Source organism: Vibrio sp. OPT24 (assembly GCF_015163545.1).
In the GTDB taxonomy this organism is placed as follows: Bacteria; Pseudomonadota; Gammaproteobacteria; order Enterobacterales; family Vibrionaceae; genus Vibrio; species Vibrio cyclitrophicus.
In genome coordinates this window covers 51,602-66,679 of the sequence record NZ_JADDYI010000002.1, presented here as the reverse complement: position 1 = coordinate 66,679, position 15,078 = coordinate 51,602, and the positions used below count along the sequence as shown (strand labels likewise).

Below are 15,078 nucleotides of genomic sequence, written 5' to 3'. Positions count from 1 at the left end.
CGCCAGAACCTAAATCTGGTGCGTCTACCAATTCCGCCACGACCGCAGCAAAGCTTTTACTCTAGCGAAGAGTATAGTTATATCGACATTGGTGATTCAATATAACGTTGTTTAGTCTTCTTTCATAAAGAAAGAATGGTGGCTACTGCGGGATTTGAACCTGCGACCCCATCATTATGAGTGATGTGCTCTAACCAACTGAGCTAAGTAGCCATCTGAGAGCGAAGTAATATAATATAATCTCGCTTTCAATGCCATTATCTTTTTAAAGATAATTACACTTTAAATTGTGGCTGGGCTACCTGGATTCGAACCAGGGAATGCTGGCATCAAAAGCCAGTGCCTTACCGCTTGGCGATAGCCCAACAATGATATCAATTAAGACATCTCAATATGGTGCGGTCGGAGAGACTTGAACTCTCACACCTCTCGGCGCCAGAACCTAAATCTGGTGCGTCTACCAATTCCGCCACGACCGCTTTACTTTCCTAAAAACTCTTGTCGTTAATAAACAGACATTTAATAAAAATAGAGTGCTTAGGAAATGGTGGCTACTGCGGGATTTGAACCTGCGACCCCATCATTATGAGTGATGTGCTCTAACCAACTGAGCTAAGTAGCCATTTCCATATTGTCGTTCATTTCGATACGTTGCCGCTTCGTTGTGAACGGGGCGCATTATGCGTAGTTGAGCGAAACCCGTCAACTTTTTTTTTGAATAAATCGCGAATAAACATCTGTTCGGTTTCTTTTTAGACAAAGAGGCGTATTTGTCGACAAAAAACAGGTCTAAAAGGCGATATATATAGGAAGTTAAGTTTCTGGTGCAGGACTATTTCTAAAGGGGAAAAACAAAAAGGCCAGTGAATTCACTGGCCTTTTTCTAGATGTTTAATCTGAATTATACGTTGAAGCGGAAGTGAACCACGTCACCATCTTTAACGATGTATTCTTTACCTTCAAGACGCCATTTACCTGCATCTTTAGCGCCGCTCTCACCGTTAAATTCGATGAAGTGATCAAACCCAACTACTTCAGCACGGATGAAACCTTTCTCGAAGTCTGTGTGGATCTTACCTGCGGCTTGTGGCGCAGTTGCACCAACAGGGATAGTCCAAGCGCGAACTTCTTTAACGCCAGCTGTAAAGTAAGTTTGAAGAGTCAGTAGTTCGTAACCAGAGCGGATCACTCGGTTAAGACCTGGTTCTTCGATACCCATATCCGCTAGAAACTCTTCGCGATCTTCATCGTCAAGCTCAGAAAGCTCTGATTCGATTGCCGCACAAACAGCAACAACTACATTATTTTCGTTTTCAGCGTATTCACGAACAGCGTCTAGGTATGGGTTATTTTCAAAACCATCTTCCGCAACGTTTGCGATGTACATTGTTGGCTTAAGTGTCAGGAAGTTAAGGTAGCCGATTGCTGCCGCTTCTTCTTTGCCTAGTTCAACAGTACGCGCCATGCCACCTTCAGTTAGGACAGGAAGTAGCTTTTCTAGTACAGTGATTTCGAATTTAGCGTCTTTGTCGCCGCCTTTTGCTTTCTTCGCGTTACGTTGAATTGCACGTTCACAGCTGTCTAAGTCAGCCAGTGCAAGTTCAAGGTTGATCACTTCTATATCTTCAATTGGAGATACTTTGCCAGCAACGTGAACAATGTTTTCATTCTCAAAGCAGCGTACAACGTGACCGATAGCGTCAGTTTCACGGATGTTAGCTAGGAATTTGTTACCAAGACCTTCACCTTTAGAAGCGCCAGCAACTAGGCCTGCGATATCTACGAACTCCATTGTCGTTGGAAGGATCTTCTGTGGATTAACAATTTTTGCTAATGCATCTAAGCGTAGATCTGGAACCGGAACGATACCTGTGTTTGGTTCGATTGTACAAAATGGAAAGTTTGCTGCTTCGATGCCTGCTTTAGTCAGTGCGTTAAACAGAGTTGACTTACCAACGTTTGGTAGACCAACGATGCCACATTTAAAACCCATGATATAAACCTTATTCTGCTTTGAACGTATGTAAGCGATTTTGTGCTTTTGGTAGGCCATCTTTTAATAAGATGTCTAGGCTGCGAACCGATTCGTCAACGACAGCCTCGATACACTCTTGCTCTTTCGCTGGAGCTTTACCTAATACATAACCTGCAACTTTATCTTTGTGTCCTGGATGGCCAATGCCTAATCTAAGACGATAGAATTCTTTATTGTTCCCCTGTTTGCTGATGATGTCTTTCAGACCATTATGTCCGCCATGACCACCGCCTTTTTTAAACTTTCCAATACCAGGAGGTAGGTCTAACTCGTCGTGAGCGACCATGATCTCTTCTGGTTTAATTTGGTAGAATTTTGCTAGGGCTGCAACAGCTTTGCCTGACAAATTCATGAAAGTCGTTGGGATCAGCAAACGAAGATCTTCACCGTGAACCATTATACGACCCGTTAGGCCAAAGAACTTTGGTTCGTTCTTTAGTGTCACGTTATGTACACGTGCTAATTCTTCAACTACCCAAGCACCCGCGTTGTGGCGAGTTTTGGCGTATTCTGGACCTGGATTAGCCAGTCCAACGAGAAGTTTTATTTGTTGGCTCAAGGTATGGATCTCTCTTGGGATTTCAAAAAGCGCCGTATGATATCACAATTTATGAAAAAGGTGCGAGCTAGCTGATAGCAACATGATTATTCCCAGTTGTGATAAATAACAGACACCAGATATAAAAAAAGCACTTCATTTAATGAAGTGCTTAATGTCTTTCTCTAACGAGTGACTAAAACAAAGCTTTTGTAAAAACTATAGAGCTTTGATTAGTTGAACATCGCTGAGATTGATTCTTCGTTGCTGATACGACGAATCGCTTCAGCTAGCATGCGAGAAAGGCTAAGTGTTGTCACTTTACCAGTCGCAGCCATCTCTGGAGATAGAGAGATCGAATCGGTTACGATAACTTGGTCTAGAACAGAGTTCTTGATGTTGTTCGCAGCAGTACCAGAGAAAACAGCGTGAGTTGCGTAAGCGAATACACGCTTTGCACCGCGCTCTTTTAGCGCTTCAGCTGCTTTACACAGTGTGCCACCAGTATCGATCATGTCATCAACGATCACACAGTCACGGCCTTCAACGTCACCGATAAGGTTCATTACTTCTGAAACGTTAGCACGTGGACGACGCTTATCAACGATAGCGATATCAACATCACCTAGCGCTTTAGCTGTAGCACGAGCACGTACAACACCACCAAGGTCTGGAGAAACCACAACTGGGTTTTCTAGGCCACGGTTCGCCATGTCTTCTAGAAGAACTGGAGTGCCGAAGATGTTATCAACAGGTACATCGAAGAAGCCTTGGATTTGCTCTGCGTGTAGGTCGATAGTAAGAACGCGGTCAACACCAACGTTAGAAAGGAAGTCTGCAACAACTTTTGCAGTAATAGGCACACGAGCAGAACGTACACGACGATCTTGACGGGCATAACCGAAGTAAGGGATTACAGCAGTAATACGGCCAGCAGAAGCACGGCGCATTGCGTCAATCATTACCACCAACTCCATAAGGTTGTCATTGGTTGGTGCACAAGTTGATTGAATCAGGAATACATCGCTACCACGAACGTTTTCATTGATTTGAACAGCGACTTCGCCATCAGAAAAACGGTCTACGGTAGCATCGCCAAGAGAGATGTATAGACGATCAGCAATACGTTGGGCTAGTTCAGGTGTTGCGTTACCAGCAAATAGCTTCATATCAGGCACGGTGGAAACCTCGGGTTGCGTCCAGTTTTAAATAGATTGTGGGTGGGCTGATTGGTATTCAGCCAAAGTTTCTTTTAAAGGTGAAATGTTTCGACCTTTCGCGATAAACGCGGAAACTGTGTCAGGCAGTTGTTCTCGTACCGATTCGGCCTCTTTTTTGCTGCTAAATTCAGCAAAAACGCACGAACCTGTACCAGTCAATCTCGACGGCGCGTATTGTAGCAGCCATGAAAGTTGCTTATCAACCTCTGGGTACAGCATTCGCACAATTTTTTCGCAATCGTTTACGTATTCTTGCTCTAGAAGCGTTGCTAGCGCTCGCTTTGGCGTATTTCGAGTTAATTCTGAATGTTTGAATATGTCTGCAGTTGCTATGCTCACTTGAGGTTTGACGACTAGATACCATTTTTCATCCGGATTAGCTGGTGACAATTGTTCTCCAACCCCTTCAGCAAAGGCGGCGTGGCCTCTAACGAATACAGGGACGTCAGCACCAAGCTTCAAACCGATCTCTGCGAGTTGATCATCAGACAGGTTGAGTTGCCATAAATGGTTAAGCGCGACTAACACGGTTGCAGCATTAGAAGAGCCACCACCAATGCCTCCTCCCATCGGAAGCACTTTCTTTAGTTCGATATCAGCACCAAAAAACGTTGAGGTATATTGTTGAAGTGCCGTTGCGGCTTTCCAAATTAGGTTGTCCTCAAGCGCAACACCCGGAATATCAGGTGTTATTGTGATTGCACTCGTTTCTTCATTTGCAGTAACCGTCAGTTCATCGCCAAAATCGACAAATTGGAATAGGGTTTGAAGTTCGTGGTAGCCATTGTCACGTTGACCAGTGATATAGAGAAATAAATTTAGTTTAGCTGGGGAAGGCCAGATCGTTGGCGTAGTAATCATTTTTTCAGAGTCCACTTCGAAACTACAATGTTGATTTTGCTATCGTCTTGCTTGAATGACAATCGAGTTGGCAGAGGAATTAACTCTGCAATGGCATCTGTGTCTTCGGGCACTTGCTCATTTGGAAGCTCTGTATTGCGATAGTTGTCAAAACTGAGAGTCCATAATTGATTGCTTACTCGTTTGGATAGAGATTCAAGTGTGTTAGTGCTGTTTAGTTGATACGAGTCGGCTTGGTCAGGAATACCAAGGAACCACTGTGGTAGATGATCTATAGGGATTTGTAAGCCAGTCAGCTGCTCAACTAAAACTGAAGCGCTCGCATGAGTAAAGACTTGGTCATCATAGGTGACCACTTTTGCGCCAGCTGAGTCAATGGTGAGATTCAATGCGGTTTGACCGAGAAATGTCGTGAGTCTTAATTGACTTTGAGTTGGTGAATGCTTCCAGATGAAATTCAGGCTTTGGCGCTGCTCTGGAGAAATGTAAGCGAGCTTGCCTGAGGCTTGATAGTTTTCTATCTGTAAAAGGCGATTTTGGTGGCTTTGCCACTCGACACTGGTTGGTTGTTCTGGGATAGACGAGCAACCCACCATAATTATGGTCATAAAAATAAGAGACGTGATTTTACGAAGCTTGCTCATATTTGCTCACAACTTGTTCAAATTTATCTAAAAAACGTCTCAACTATAGCATTGAATTCACGAAGTCAGGAAAACAAATCCCGCTTGCTCTTTAAATAGCGCCATGCATCAAGTAAAATTCGCCCCTTGTTTCCATTCCCTGATCGAGAACTTCTGATACATGTCTTTGCTTGCCGTAGGTATCAATCACAATACAGCGTCGGTTGAATTGCGAGAAAAAGTCGCTTTTGGTCCAGATAAATTATCTGAGGCACTCAAGCAACTTAACGCAAATGCACACGTGAATGGAAGTGTCATACTTTCAACCTGTAATCGAACCGAAGTGTATTGTGACGTCAAAGGCGTGGCAAAAAACAAGTTGATCGATTGGTTGTCTGTATTTCATCAAGTTAGCCCTGAAGAATTAAAACCAAGTATCTACATTCATGAAGAGCAAGCAGCGATTAAGCATTTAATGCGCGTCGCCTGTGGTTTGGATTCTCTGGTATTAGGCGAGCCACAAATTTTAGGCCAGGTTAAACAGGCTTATATGGATTCGCGAGAGAACAGATCTGTTGATGCTTCAATGGAGAAACTGTTCCAGAAATCATTCTCTGTCGCGAAACGTGTCCGAACTGAAACTGAAATTGGCGGCAGTGCGGTTTCTGTTGCTTACGCAGCTTGTACGTTAGCCAAGCACATTTTTGAATCGATTGCTGATTCAACTGTGTTATTGGTGGGGGCTGGTGAAACCATTGAGTTGGTGGCTAAGCACCTTTCTGCTAATGGTTGTACTAAGATGATTGTGGCTAACCGAACTCGTGAGCGTGCCTTAGGGTTAGCAGAAGAGTTTGGGGCTGAAGTAATCAGCTTGAATGAGATTCCAGATCATCTATACAGAGCGGATATCGTGATTAGCTCAACTGCAAGTCCACTGCCTATTATTGGTAAGGGTATGGTTGAAACTGCACTCAAAAGAAGAAAGCATCAGCCTATGTTGTTGGTTGATATCGCAGTTCCTCGTGATGTTGAATCTCAGGTCGGTGAATTGAATGACGCCTACCTATATTCAGTTGATGATCTGCAGTCGATTGTTGATGGCAATATTGAGCAACGTAAAGTTGAAGCAATTCAAGCTGAAGCAATAGTCAGTGAAGAAAGCGCCGCGTTCATGAGTTGGATGCGTTCATTGCAAGCGGTAGACAGTATTCGTGACTACCGTAAATCGGCCAACGAAATCCGAGAAGAATTATTAAGTAAGAGTTTACAATCACTTGCCGCTGGCGGTGACCCTGAGAAAGTTTTACTTGAGCTAAGTAATAAGCTCACAAACAAATTGATCCATGCTCCAACGCGTGCACTTCAAAGTGCTGCTGAGCAAGGAGAACCTGCAAAATTAATGGTCATTAGACAGAGTTTGGGCTTAGAAAACCCTCAATAATATTAGACCTCCAACAGAATAAGACATTATGAAAGCCTCGATTCTAGTAAAGCTTGAAACACTTGTTGAACGCTATGAAGAAGTTCAACATCTACTTGGTGATCCAGATGTAATCGGGAATCAAGACAAATTCCGTGCACTTTCTAAAGAGTACTCTCAACTAGAAGAAGTGACGGCTTGCTTCCAGTCATACCAGCAAGCTCAAGAAGATCTAGAAGCTGCTGAAGAGATGGCAAACGAAGATGACGCTGAAATGCGCGAGATGGCTCAAGACGAAATCAAAGACGCAAAAGCGGCGATTGAACGTTTGACCGATGAGTTACAAATTCTTCTGATTCCAAAAGATCCAAACGATGAGCGCAACTGTTTCCTTGAAATCCGTGCCGGCGCGGGTGGTGATGAAGCGGGTATCTTCGCGGGCAACTTGTTCCGTATGTACTCTAAGTTTGCAGAGAAAAAAGGTTGGCGCGTTGAAATCATGAGCAGCAACGCTTCTGAACAAGGCGGTTACAAAGAGATGATCGCTAAGGTTAGTGGCGACGCTGTTTACGGTACAATGAAGTTTGAGTCAGGTGGTCACCGTGTACAACGTGTTCCTGAAACTGAATCTCAAGGTCGCGTTCATACATCGGCGTGTACAGTTGCTGTTATGCCGGAGATCCCAGAGGCCGATCTTCCAGAAATCAAAGCTGGCGATCTTAAGATAGATACTTTCCGTGCATCGGGCGCGGGTGGTCAGCACGTTAACACCACGGATTCAGCAATCCGTATTACTCACTTACCAACAGGTACAGTAGTAGAGTGTCAAGACGAGCGTTCTCAGCATAAAAACAAAGCGAAAGCGATGGCTGTTCTTGCTGCTCGTATTGTTCAAGCAGAAGAAGAGCGCCGTGCGGCAGCTGTTTCTGACACACGTCGTAACCTACTAGGTTCTGGTGACCGTAGTGACCGTATTCGTACGTACAACTACCCACAAGGTCGTGTTTCGGATCACCGTATCAACCTGACTATCTACCGTCTTAACGAAGTACTTGAAGGTGATATGCAAAGCTTGCTTGATCCTGTACTTCAAGAGCATCAAGCCGATCAGCTTGCTGCACTTGCAGAGCACAATTAACCTGTATGCAGTCAGTATATACGGTTGAAAATGCTTTAAAAGCGGCAATCGTAAGGCTTCAAGAGGGTGATAGCACATCACCCTCTATTGATGCCGCGGTACTGCTTTGTCACGCCTTAGATAAACCAAGATCTTACCTCCTTACTTGGCCTGAGAAGCACCTCACCTCAGAGCAAGAATCTGAATTCAATGCTCTTATTAAACGACGCTTAATCGGTGAGCCTGTGGCTTATATTGTCGGTGAACGTGAGTTTTGGTCATTGCCATTAAAAGTTTCTCCTTCTACATTAATCCCGCGCCCAGATACTGAGCGTTTGGTTGAGGTGGCTTTAGATAAAACGTATGGCAAGCAAGGTGCGATTCTAGATTTAGGAACGGGTACAGGTGCTATTGCATTAGCATTGGCGTCTGAAATGCCAAATCGACCAGTGACTGGCATTGATCTTCGCCCTGAAGCGCAGCTGCTTGCGACAGAGAATGCACAACGTCTCAACATTACCAACGCTACTTTTTTGCATGGCAGTTGGTTTGAGCCTTTGAATTCAGTTAGCTCTGAAGAAGAAGTGGTTAAGTTTTCTTTGATTGTCTCGAACCCGCCATACATTGAGAAGAACGATCCTCATTTATCTCAAGGTGATGTACGTTTTGAACCGATCTCTGCGTTAGTTGCTGAAGAGAAAGGGCTCGCGGATATTCGATACATTTCTGAAAATGCACGTGGCTTTTTGGAAAATGAAGGCTGGTTGGCGTTTGAACACGGTTACGACCAAGGCTTGGCGGTACGTGAGATAATGCAACAACTGGGCTACTTGGATGTTGTTACAGAAAAAGATTACGGTGGTAATGACCGAGTGACCTTGGGTCGTTACTGTTCATAGATAGTGGTTGCTCATAGGCTGCTGTTAATCATTTGTGAGCAATAGATGATTAACTCGCTAAATTGATACCTTTAACTCGAAAATACGCTTAACTCGATAATGCATTTAACGCAGAAATACAGAGCATTAACGGGTATTGTGTAGCTCTTGTTAATGAAGCACATATAAAAATATAAAGGAATACCATGTACGAAGGTTTAAAACATTTTCACCTACTAACGATTGCTATAAGCGCGCTACTTCTTTCGATCCGTTTCGCTCTGATGATGGCTAACTCACCGAAGCTTAAGCATCCTTTCTTGCAGCGTTTCCCTCATATCAATGACTCGCTACTGTTGCTATCGGGTATTGGTTTGATTTTTATTACTGGCTTTATTCCATTTACACCAGCGGCACCATGGTTAACTGAAAAACTAACCTGTGTAATGGCTTACATCGCATTAGGTTTCTTTGCGCTTAAGTTAGGTAAGAACAAGCTATTGAGAGTTTTCTCATTCTTTGGAGCTCTAGGCTGGCTAGCAATGGCAGGCAAAATCGCAATGACAAAGACTCCAACATTTTTCGGTTAATGACGTATGTACGAATTTTTTGATGAAGACTTTGACCAGCTAGAACTTGCTGAAGGTGCATTGATCTTAAATAAGGCCATTGACCCTGAAACTCAAGATAGTTGGGCAGAGCAAGAGCTCGCAAGATTATTAAAAGACGCTGAGTTTGCATTAGTTAATGAAACCGACGAGCAACAGAAGTTTGAATCTTTTATTCGATTATTCTTTTACGAGTGGGGCTTCGTTGGCGATAAAGACGCTTACTTCTCATCGGAAAACGCGTTTATCGATAAAGTACTTGAGAGAAAGAAAGGGATTCCAGTCAGTCTTGGGGCAATCTTCCTTTTTCTTGGTCGCAAGCTAGGCTTCCCTGTAGAGGGTGTCTCTTTTCCGACTCAGTTTCTGCTTAAAGTCAGTTGGTATGGCCAAACTCCGGTCTATATTAATCCTTACAATGGCGAGTATGTTGGTCAGCAAACGTTACGAGCATGGTTAATTGGCCATGATGGCCCATTGGCTAAGCTTAAAAGTGAGCATTTGAAAGTCGCAGACCACCCAACCATTATTGGTAAGTGGTTGGCTTTATTGAAAAGTGCATTGCTGAGAGAAGAACGTTATACGCTTGCATTGAAGTGTACCGATCTTGCTTTGACGTTTGTGCCAGATGATCCATATGAAATCCGTGACCGTGGTTTCATCTATCAGCAACTGGATTGTCACCAGATTGCCGCCACCGATTATCAGTACTTTATTGATCAATGCCCAGATGACCCTGCATCTGAGTTACTTAAATCTCAAGTGAATGTCATGACGGAAAAAACCGTCGTCGTTCACTAATTAATTATTATTTAGAGAGAATATGATGGAACAGAAAATAGTTCACATTGGCGATATGCCAATTGCTAACGATAAGCCATTTACGCTATTTGCGGGCATGAACGTTCTTGAATCTCGCGATCTTGCTATGCAGATCTGTGAGCACTACGTGAAAGTAACAGAGAAGCTGGGCATCCCTTATGTATTTAAGGCGTCTTTTGATAAAGCGAACCGCAGCTCTGTTCACTCATACCGTGGTCCTGGTATGGAAGAAGGTCTCAAAATCTTCCAAGAGCTGAAAGATACCTTTGGCGTGAAGATCATCACTGATATTCACACTGAAGCACAAGCTCAGCCAGTTGCAGATGTGGTTGATGTAATCCAGCTTCCTGCGTTCCTTGCTCGTCAAACTGACCTTGTTGAAGCAATGGCTAAGACTGGCGCGGTTATCAATGTGAAGAAGCCTCAGTTCATGAGCCCAGATCAAGTGGGCAACATTGTCGACAAGTTTGCCGAATGCGGTAACGATAATATCATTCTTTGTGAACGTGGTTCTTGCATGGGCTATGACAACCTAGTCGTTGATATGCTAGGTTTTGGCGTGATGAAAAAATCGTCGAACGGCAGCCCAATCATATTCGATGTGACTCACGCGCTTCAAATGCGTGACCCATCAGGTGCTGCATCTGGTGGTCGTCGTGAGCAAACTGTAGAGCTTGCTAAAGCAGGTCTGGCTACAGGAGTTGCTGGTCTGTTTCTTGAGGCGCATCCTAACCCAGATCAAGCTCGTTGTGATGGTCCTTCAGCGCTACCTCTAGATAAACTAGAGCCGTTCTTGAAGCAGATGAAAGCACTTGATGACCTTATCAAAGGCTTCGATCATATTGATATCAAGTAGTTGATTAAAATTAAGTCGTTCGTTGATATGCTAAATAGCTGAGGCAGTTATTTAACACCAGTCGAAACAAAAAACGCCCACTTTTCGAAGTGGGCGTTTTTTTATCTAGAATCTGCGTTGAGGTCATGTTCTAGTTTAAAGAGTTGTTAATGAAGCGTGTAATATCTCCAAAAATGAGTGCATGAGTGTGAGGTCTGTCCTGTAAGTTGTAAATTGCTGACATGCATCACACTTTGTAAGTAAACGATTGCCTGTGATGCAGGGGAAGTTTGAGTGTAATCTCATAAATTTGTTACACTTAACTATTGATCTATGCGTGACCAATTCGACATAAATATGAAATCGTCGTGTTACATCCAGAATGTTAATTTAATATAAGTCATGTTGAAGTCTTATTGTTCGAACTCTAGGAAAGGGTCGCAATAGGTCATAAAAAAGCAGTGGATTCCCCTAAAAAGTTCAAAGGTATGACAATGAAGCAACGCCTTATTCTAAAGACAGCACTCAGTGCTGCAATCCTAGCGACATTAGCTGGGTGTGCGTCTCAATCAACCCATGATTGGAACCAAGACGAAACTTACAAGCTAACGATTCTTCACACAAACGACAACCATGGTCGTTTCTGGCAGAACAAATACGGCGAATACGGCATGTCTGCACGTAAAACGCTAGTTGATCAACTTCGCGCAGAAGTTGAAGCTGAAGGCGGTAGCGTGTTGCTTCTATCTGGCGGTGACATCAACACTGGTGTACCAGAGTCAGATTTGCAGGATGCGGAACCTGATTTCAAAGGTATGAATAAAATTGGTTACGATGCAATGGCATTGGGTAATCACGAGTTTGATAACTCATTAGACGTACTACAAAAGCAGATCGACTGGGCTAATTTCCCAATGCTATCTGCAAATATCTACGATAAAGCAACAGGCGAACGCAAGTTCCAAGCTTACGAGATGTTTGAAAAGCAAGGTATTAAGATTGCGGTTATCGGCTTGACCACTGAAGACACGGCAAAAATCGGTAACCCTGAGTTTATCGCGAGCATTGACTTCCGTGACCCTAAAGAAGAAGCGAAGAAGCTGATCGCGGAACTTAAAGAAACAGAAAAGCCAGATTTAATCTTCGCTGTGACTCACATGGGTCACTACGAAAACGGCCAGCGAGGGGTTAACGCTCCGGGTGATGTAGCACTTGCTCGTTACCTAAACGAAGGTGACCTAGACATGATCGTTGGTGGTCACTCTCAAGAGCCTGTATGTATGGAAGGCCCTAACGTTGCGAAGAAAAACTTCAAGCCGGGTGATGAGTGTAAGCCAGACGTTCAAAACGGTACTTACATCGTTCAAGCTCATGAGTGGGGCAAGTACGTAGGCCGTGCTGATTACGAGTTCCGTAACGGCGAACTAGAGATGGTGAGCTACGATCTGGTTCCAGTTAACCTTAAGAAGAAAGTTAAGATTGACGGTAAGAAGCAACGTGTTCTTATTCAAGATGAAATCGCACAAGATCCAGAGTTGCTTGAATTCCTACGTCCTTTCCAAGAGCAAGGTCAAGCACAGCTAGAAGTTCAAATTGCAGAGACAAATGGCAAGCTTGAAGGTGATCGTAACGTGGTGCGTTTCCAACAAACTAACCTAGGTCGTTTGATTGCGACTTCTCACATGGAGCGTGCAAAAGCAGACTTTGCTGTGATGAACTCTGGTGGCGTACGTGACTCAATTGAAGCAGGTAATGTCACTTACAAAGATGTGCTGAAGGTACAACCTTTTGCAAATATCCTGACTTACACGGACATGACGGGTAAAGAAGTTCTAGATTACCTAAATGTCGTGGCAACTAAACCAATCGATTCTGGTGCTTACGCTCAGTTTGCTGGTATCTCAATGACAGTAGAAAACGGTGAAGTATCGAATGTGTTTATCGGTGGTAAGCAGCTTCGTTTAGACGAAACTTACCGCTTCACAGTGCCAAGCTTTAACGCTGCTGGCGGTGATGGTTACCCTAAATTATCTGATCACCCTGGCTTTGTGAACACAGGTTTTGTTGATGCTGAAGTACTAAAAGAGTACCTAGAAGCGAACAGCCCGGTTGACGTGAACAAGTACGCACCTTCTGGTCAAATGGTTTATAAGTAATTGACCCCAGTTGATGAGTCAATAGGTGCTAAATTAGATTGACTCTAGCACCATGATAAATTTAACTAAAGCGACGCCTCGGCGTCGCTTTGTGTTTATCTATCGTTTGGATTTTGTTATGACCCCTGCAATCAACTTTGCCAAGAAAAAGAAAATTGTTCATACCGTGCATCAGTATCATCATGATGCGAATAACACGAACTATGGATTAGAAGCCGTTGAAGCGCTTGGTCAAGATCCCAAACGTGTATTCAAAACGCTCTTGTTCTGTTTGAATGGAGTGGCGAAAAATTTGGCGGTTGCCGTTATTCCCGTCGACCAGAAGCTAAATCTAAAGTTGGCAGCAAAAGTGGCGAAAGGTAAAAAAGCAGAGATGGCTGATCCTGATATTGCTCAGAAAACGACAGGTTATGTGGTGGGAGGAATCAGTCCTCTTGGTCAGAAAAAAGCATTGCCTACCTTTGTGCATTCCAGCGCTACCGATTTTGAAACGATATGTGTGAGTGCAGGGAAGAGAGGATTAGAGATAGAGTTAGATCCGAAAGACTTAGTACTACTTACGCGTGGCCAGTTTGCGGAACTATGCCTGTAGCTTGTACTTTCCATAACGATAAACGTACATACTCACAAATAAAAAAGCCCGCTAGACTAATCTAGCGGGCGTTTCTTTATCGACAGTCCACCGGAAAGGGTTGTGACTACTTTTTCAGGCCTAAAGTACCACCAACACGTTTAGCAGCTGGTTTGTTCGGTCTGTTTGAATCTTGGCTGCGGTTTGTCGGCTTACCGCTTCTACGTTCGTTATTGTCGCGATCTGTGCGATTGCGATCCGAACGGCTTTTATCTGAATTAGAACGCTCTGAACGAGAGTTTGATTTCCAGTTCTCGGTATTGCCACCGCCACTGCTTTCACCATTCGATGAATTACGGCCTCGTTTCGAGTTAGGTGCATGACGGAATTCGTCCGCATTGTTACCACGATAGGTGCGAGTACGATTTTCGTTTTGATTGCGGCGCGCTGTGGAAGTTTGGTTTTCTTCACGGCTGTCGAAAAGTTTTGCGTCTGTCGCTTTACGAATGCGTTGGCCCTTAGCGTTCATTTTTGACGCGTCTTCAGTACTTACAGAGCCTTCACACATCGCTAAAATTTCAGTGATCTCTTCGTCGCTCAGGTAGCGCCATTTTCCGTTAGGAATACCGTCTAGTGAGATGTTCATAATACGAACACGGCGCAGCTTAAATACTTCATAACCCAGAGCTTCACACATACGGCGAATTTGGCGGTTAAGGCCTTGCGTTAGTGTGATTCGGAACGAGAACTTAGTCTCTTTCTCTACCTTACATGGCAAGGTAACAGTATCGAGAATATGAACGCCAGCGCCCATTTGCTTCAAAAACTCAGTCGTAATTGGTTTGTCTACACGGACCACGTATTCTTTCTCGTGGTTGTTACCTGCACGTAGGATTTTGTTTACGATATCGCCATCGTTAGTTAAGAAGATAAGACCATCAGAAGGTTTATCTAGACGACCAATAGGGAAAATACGTTTGTGGTGGCCGATAAAGTCGACGATGTTGCCAGGAATATCACGTTCAGTGGTGCAGGTGATGCCTGTTGGTTTATTAAGAGCAATGTAGATCGGCTTCTCTTTTGAGCGAACAGGTTTATTGTCGATCTCAACATCATCACCGGGCAAGACTTTAGTACCCATTTCAGGGATCTTACCGTTAATAGTAACTCGGCCTGCATCAATGAGTTTGTCGGCTTCGCGGCGTGAGCAAAAGCCAGTTTCACTGATGTATTTATTAAGGCGTTTAGCTTGGGATTCTTGTGACATGATATTCTCTTAGCGTTTCACAACGGAAATATAGATAAACAAAAAGCAACCTTTGGATAGTTGCTTTGAGTTGGGGTTCGTTAACTAAAGACAATTTTAGCACTTGGTGTGAGTCTAGGCACTAAATATC

14 protein-coding genes and 4 tRNA genes are annotated in these 15,078 nt (G+C 43.8%); 8 read left to right on the top strand and 10 right to left on the bottom strand.

Annotated elements, in window-relative coordinates; genetic code table 11:
• Positions 1–136: 136 nt before the first annotated feature.
• The 9 genes from IQO02_RS00635 to lolB form a co-directional block, all read right to left on the bottom strand.
• A tRNA-Met gene (locus IQO02_RS00635) sits at positions 137–213 on the bottom strand.
• A 77-nt stretch (positions 214–290) separates the two neighbouring features.
• Positions 291–365 (bottom strand) — tRNA-Gln (locus tag IQO02_RS00630).
• 29 nt (positions 366–394) lie between these two features.
• Positions 395–479, bottom strand: a tRNA-Leu gene (locus IQO02_RS00625).
• A gap of 66 nt (positions 480–545) precedes the next feature.
• Positions 546–622: transfer RNA gene (locus IQO02_RS00620), tRNA-Met, on the bottom strand.
• Between the two features lie 279 nt (positions 623–901).
• Positions 902–1,993: a redox-regulated ATPase YchF gene (gene ychF / locus IQO02_RS00615; protein WP_010439159.1), complete on the bottom strand. Its 1,092-nt coding sequence runs from the start codon at positions 1,991–1,993 to the stop codon at positions 902–904.
• A 10-nt stretch (positions 1,994–2,003) separates the two neighbouring features.
• Positions 2,004–2,594, bottom strand: a complete 591-nt coding sequence (gene pth, locus IQO02_RS00610) for an aminoacyl-tRNA hydrolase (protein WP_010439162.1) — start codon at positions 2,592–2,594, stop codon at positions 2,004–2,006.
• 212 nt (positions 2,595–2,806) lie between these two features.
• Positions 2,807–3,751 carry a ribose-phosphate pyrophosphokinase gene (locus tag IQO02_RS00605; protein ID WP_004739814.1) on the bottom strand — a complete coding sequence of 315 codons (945 nt, stop codon included), beginning with the start codon at positions 3,749–3,751 and terminating at the stop codon, positions 2,807–2,809.
• 27 nt (positions 3,752–3,778) lie between these two features.
• Entirely contained in the window at positions 3,779–4,654 is an 876-nt protein-coding gene (ispE, locus tag IQO02_RS00600; protein ID WP_016767029.1) for a 4-(cytidine 5'-diphospho)-2-C-methyl-D-erythritol kinase, read from the bottom strand.
• Positions 4,651–5,298 (bottom strand): lipoprotein insertase outer membrane protein LolB, encoded by a 648-nt coding sequence (gene lolB, locus IQO02_RS00595; protein WP_016767030.1) that lies wholly within the window; start codon positions 5,296–5,298, stop codon positions 4,651–4,653. The genes ispE and lolB overlap by 4 nt, the downstream gene beginning before the upstream one ends.
• Before the next feature lie 160 nt (positions 5,299–5,458).
• Here lolB and hemA point away from each other — a divergent pair, with 160 nt between their 5' ends.
• The 8 genes from hemA (at position 5,459) to ybaK (ending at position 13,702) form a co-directional block, all read left to right on the top strand.
• Positions 5,459–6,718 (top strand): glutamyl-tRNA reductase, encoded by a 1,260-nt coding sequence (hemA, locus tag IQO02_RS00590; RefSeq protein ID WP_010439173.1) that lies wholly within the window; start codon positions 5,459–5,461, stop codon positions 6,716–6,718.
• A 28-nt stretch (positions 6,719–6,746) separates the two neighbouring features.
• Positions 6,747–7,835 (top strand): peptide chain release factor 1, encoded by a 1,089-nt coding sequence (gene prfA / locus IQO02_RS00585; protein ID WP_010439174.1) that lies wholly within the window; start codon positions 6,747–6,749, stop codon positions 7,833–7,835.
• A 5-nt stretch (positions 7,836–7,840) separates the two neighbouring features.
• Positions 7,841–8,713, top strand: coding sequence for a peptide chain release factor N(5)-glutamine methyltransferase (gene prmC / locus IQO02_RS00580; protein WP_010439175.1), 873 nt, complete (start codon positions 7,841–7,843; stop codon positions 8,711–8,713).
• Between the two features lie 185 nt (positions 8,714–8,898).
• Complete coding sequence (locus tag IQO02_RS00575; RefSeq protein ID WP_009848726.1) at positions 8,899–9,282, top strand: SirB2 family protein; 384 nt, start codon at positions 8,899–8,901, stop codon at positions 9,280–9,282.
• 6 nt (positions 9,283–9,288) lie between these two features.
• On the top strand, positions 9,289–10,098 hold the full coding sequence (locus IQO02_RS00570) for a SirB1 family protein (protein ID WP_016767031.1): 810 nt from the start codon (positions 9,289–9,291) through the stop codon (positions 10,096–10,098).
• A 22-nt stretch (positions 10,099–10,120) separates the two neighbouring features.
• Positions 10,121–10,975: a 3-deoxy-8-phosphooctulonate synthase gene (gene kdsA / locus IQO02_RS00565; protein WP_022570845.1), complete on the top strand. Its 855-nt coding sequence runs from the start codon at positions 10,121–10,123 to the stop codon at positions 10,973–10,975.
• 473 nt (positions 10,976–11,448) lie between these two features.
• Positions 11,449–13,110 carry a bifunctional UDP-sugar hydrolase/5'-nucleotidase UshA gene (gene ushA / locus IQO02_RS00560; RefSeq protein ID WP_010439183.1) on the top strand — a complete coding sequence of 554 codons (1,662 nt, stop codon included), beginning with the start codon at positions 11,449–11,451 and terminating at the stop codon, positions 13,108–13,110.
• Positions 13,111–13,228: 118 nt separating this feature from the next.
• On the top strand, positions 13,229–13,702 hold the full coding sequence (gene ybaK, locus IQO02_RS00555; RefSeq protein WP_016792916.1) for a Cys-tRNA(Pro) deacylase: 474 nt from the start codon (positions 13,229–13,231) through the stop codon (positions 13,700–13,702).
• A gap of 106 nt (positions 13,703–13,808) precedes the next feature.
• On the opposite strand, the gene rluF is transcribed toward ybaK, so the two are convergent.
• A complete protein-coding gene (gene rluF / locus IQO02_RS00550; protein WP_010439188.1) occupies positions 13,809–14,948 on the bottom strand; it encodes a 23S rRNA pseudouridine(2604) synthase RluF in 1,140 nt (379 codons plus the stop codon).
• Positions 14,949–15,078 lie beyond the last annotated feature (130 nt).

Coding starts and splice junctions, on each gene's coding strand:
- prfA (WP_010439174.1), top strand. CDS start 6,747: ATGAAAGCCTCGATTCTAGTAAAGCTTGAAACACTTGTTGAACGCTAT.
- kdsA (WP_022570845.1), top strand. CDS start 10,121: ATGATGGAACAGAAAATAGTTCACATTGGCGATATGCCAATTGCTAAC.
- rluF (WP_010439188.1), bottom strand. CDS start 14,948: ATGTCACAAGAATCCCAAGCTAAACGCCTTAATAAATACATCAGTGAA.
- ushA (WP_010439183.1), top strand. CDS start 11,449: ATGAAGCAACGCCTTATTCTAAAGACAGCACTCAGTGCTGCAATCCTA.
- lolB (WP_016767030.1), bottom strand. CDS start 5,298: ATGAGCAAGCTTCGTAAAATCACGTCTCTTATTTTTATGACCATAATT.
- ispE (WP_016767029.1), bottom strand. CDS start 4,654: ATGATTACTACGCCAACGATCTGGCCTTCCCCAGCTAAACTAAATTTA.
- ychF (WP_010439159.1), bottom strand. CDS start 1,993: ATGGGTTTTAAATGTGGCATCGTTGGTCTACCAAACGTTGGTAAGTCA.
- prmC (WP_010439175.1), top strand. CDS start 7,841: ATGCAGTCAGTATATACGGTTGAAAATGCTTTAAAAGCGGCAATCGTA.
- IQO02_RS00575 (WP_009848726.1), top strand. CDS start 8,899: ATGTACGAAGGTTTAAAACATTTTCACCTACTAACGATTGCTATAAGC.
- hemA (WP_010439173.1), top strand. CDS start 5,459: ATGTCTTTGCTTGCCGTAGGTATCAATCACAATACAGCGTCGGTTGAA.
- IQO02_RS00570 (WP_016767031.1), top strand. CDS start 9,289: ATGTACGAATTTTTTGATGAAGACTTTGACCAGCTAGAACTTGCTGAA.
- ybaK (WP_016792916.1), top strand. CDS start 13,229: ATGACCCCTGCAATCAACTTTGCCAAGAAAAAGAAAATTGTTCATACC.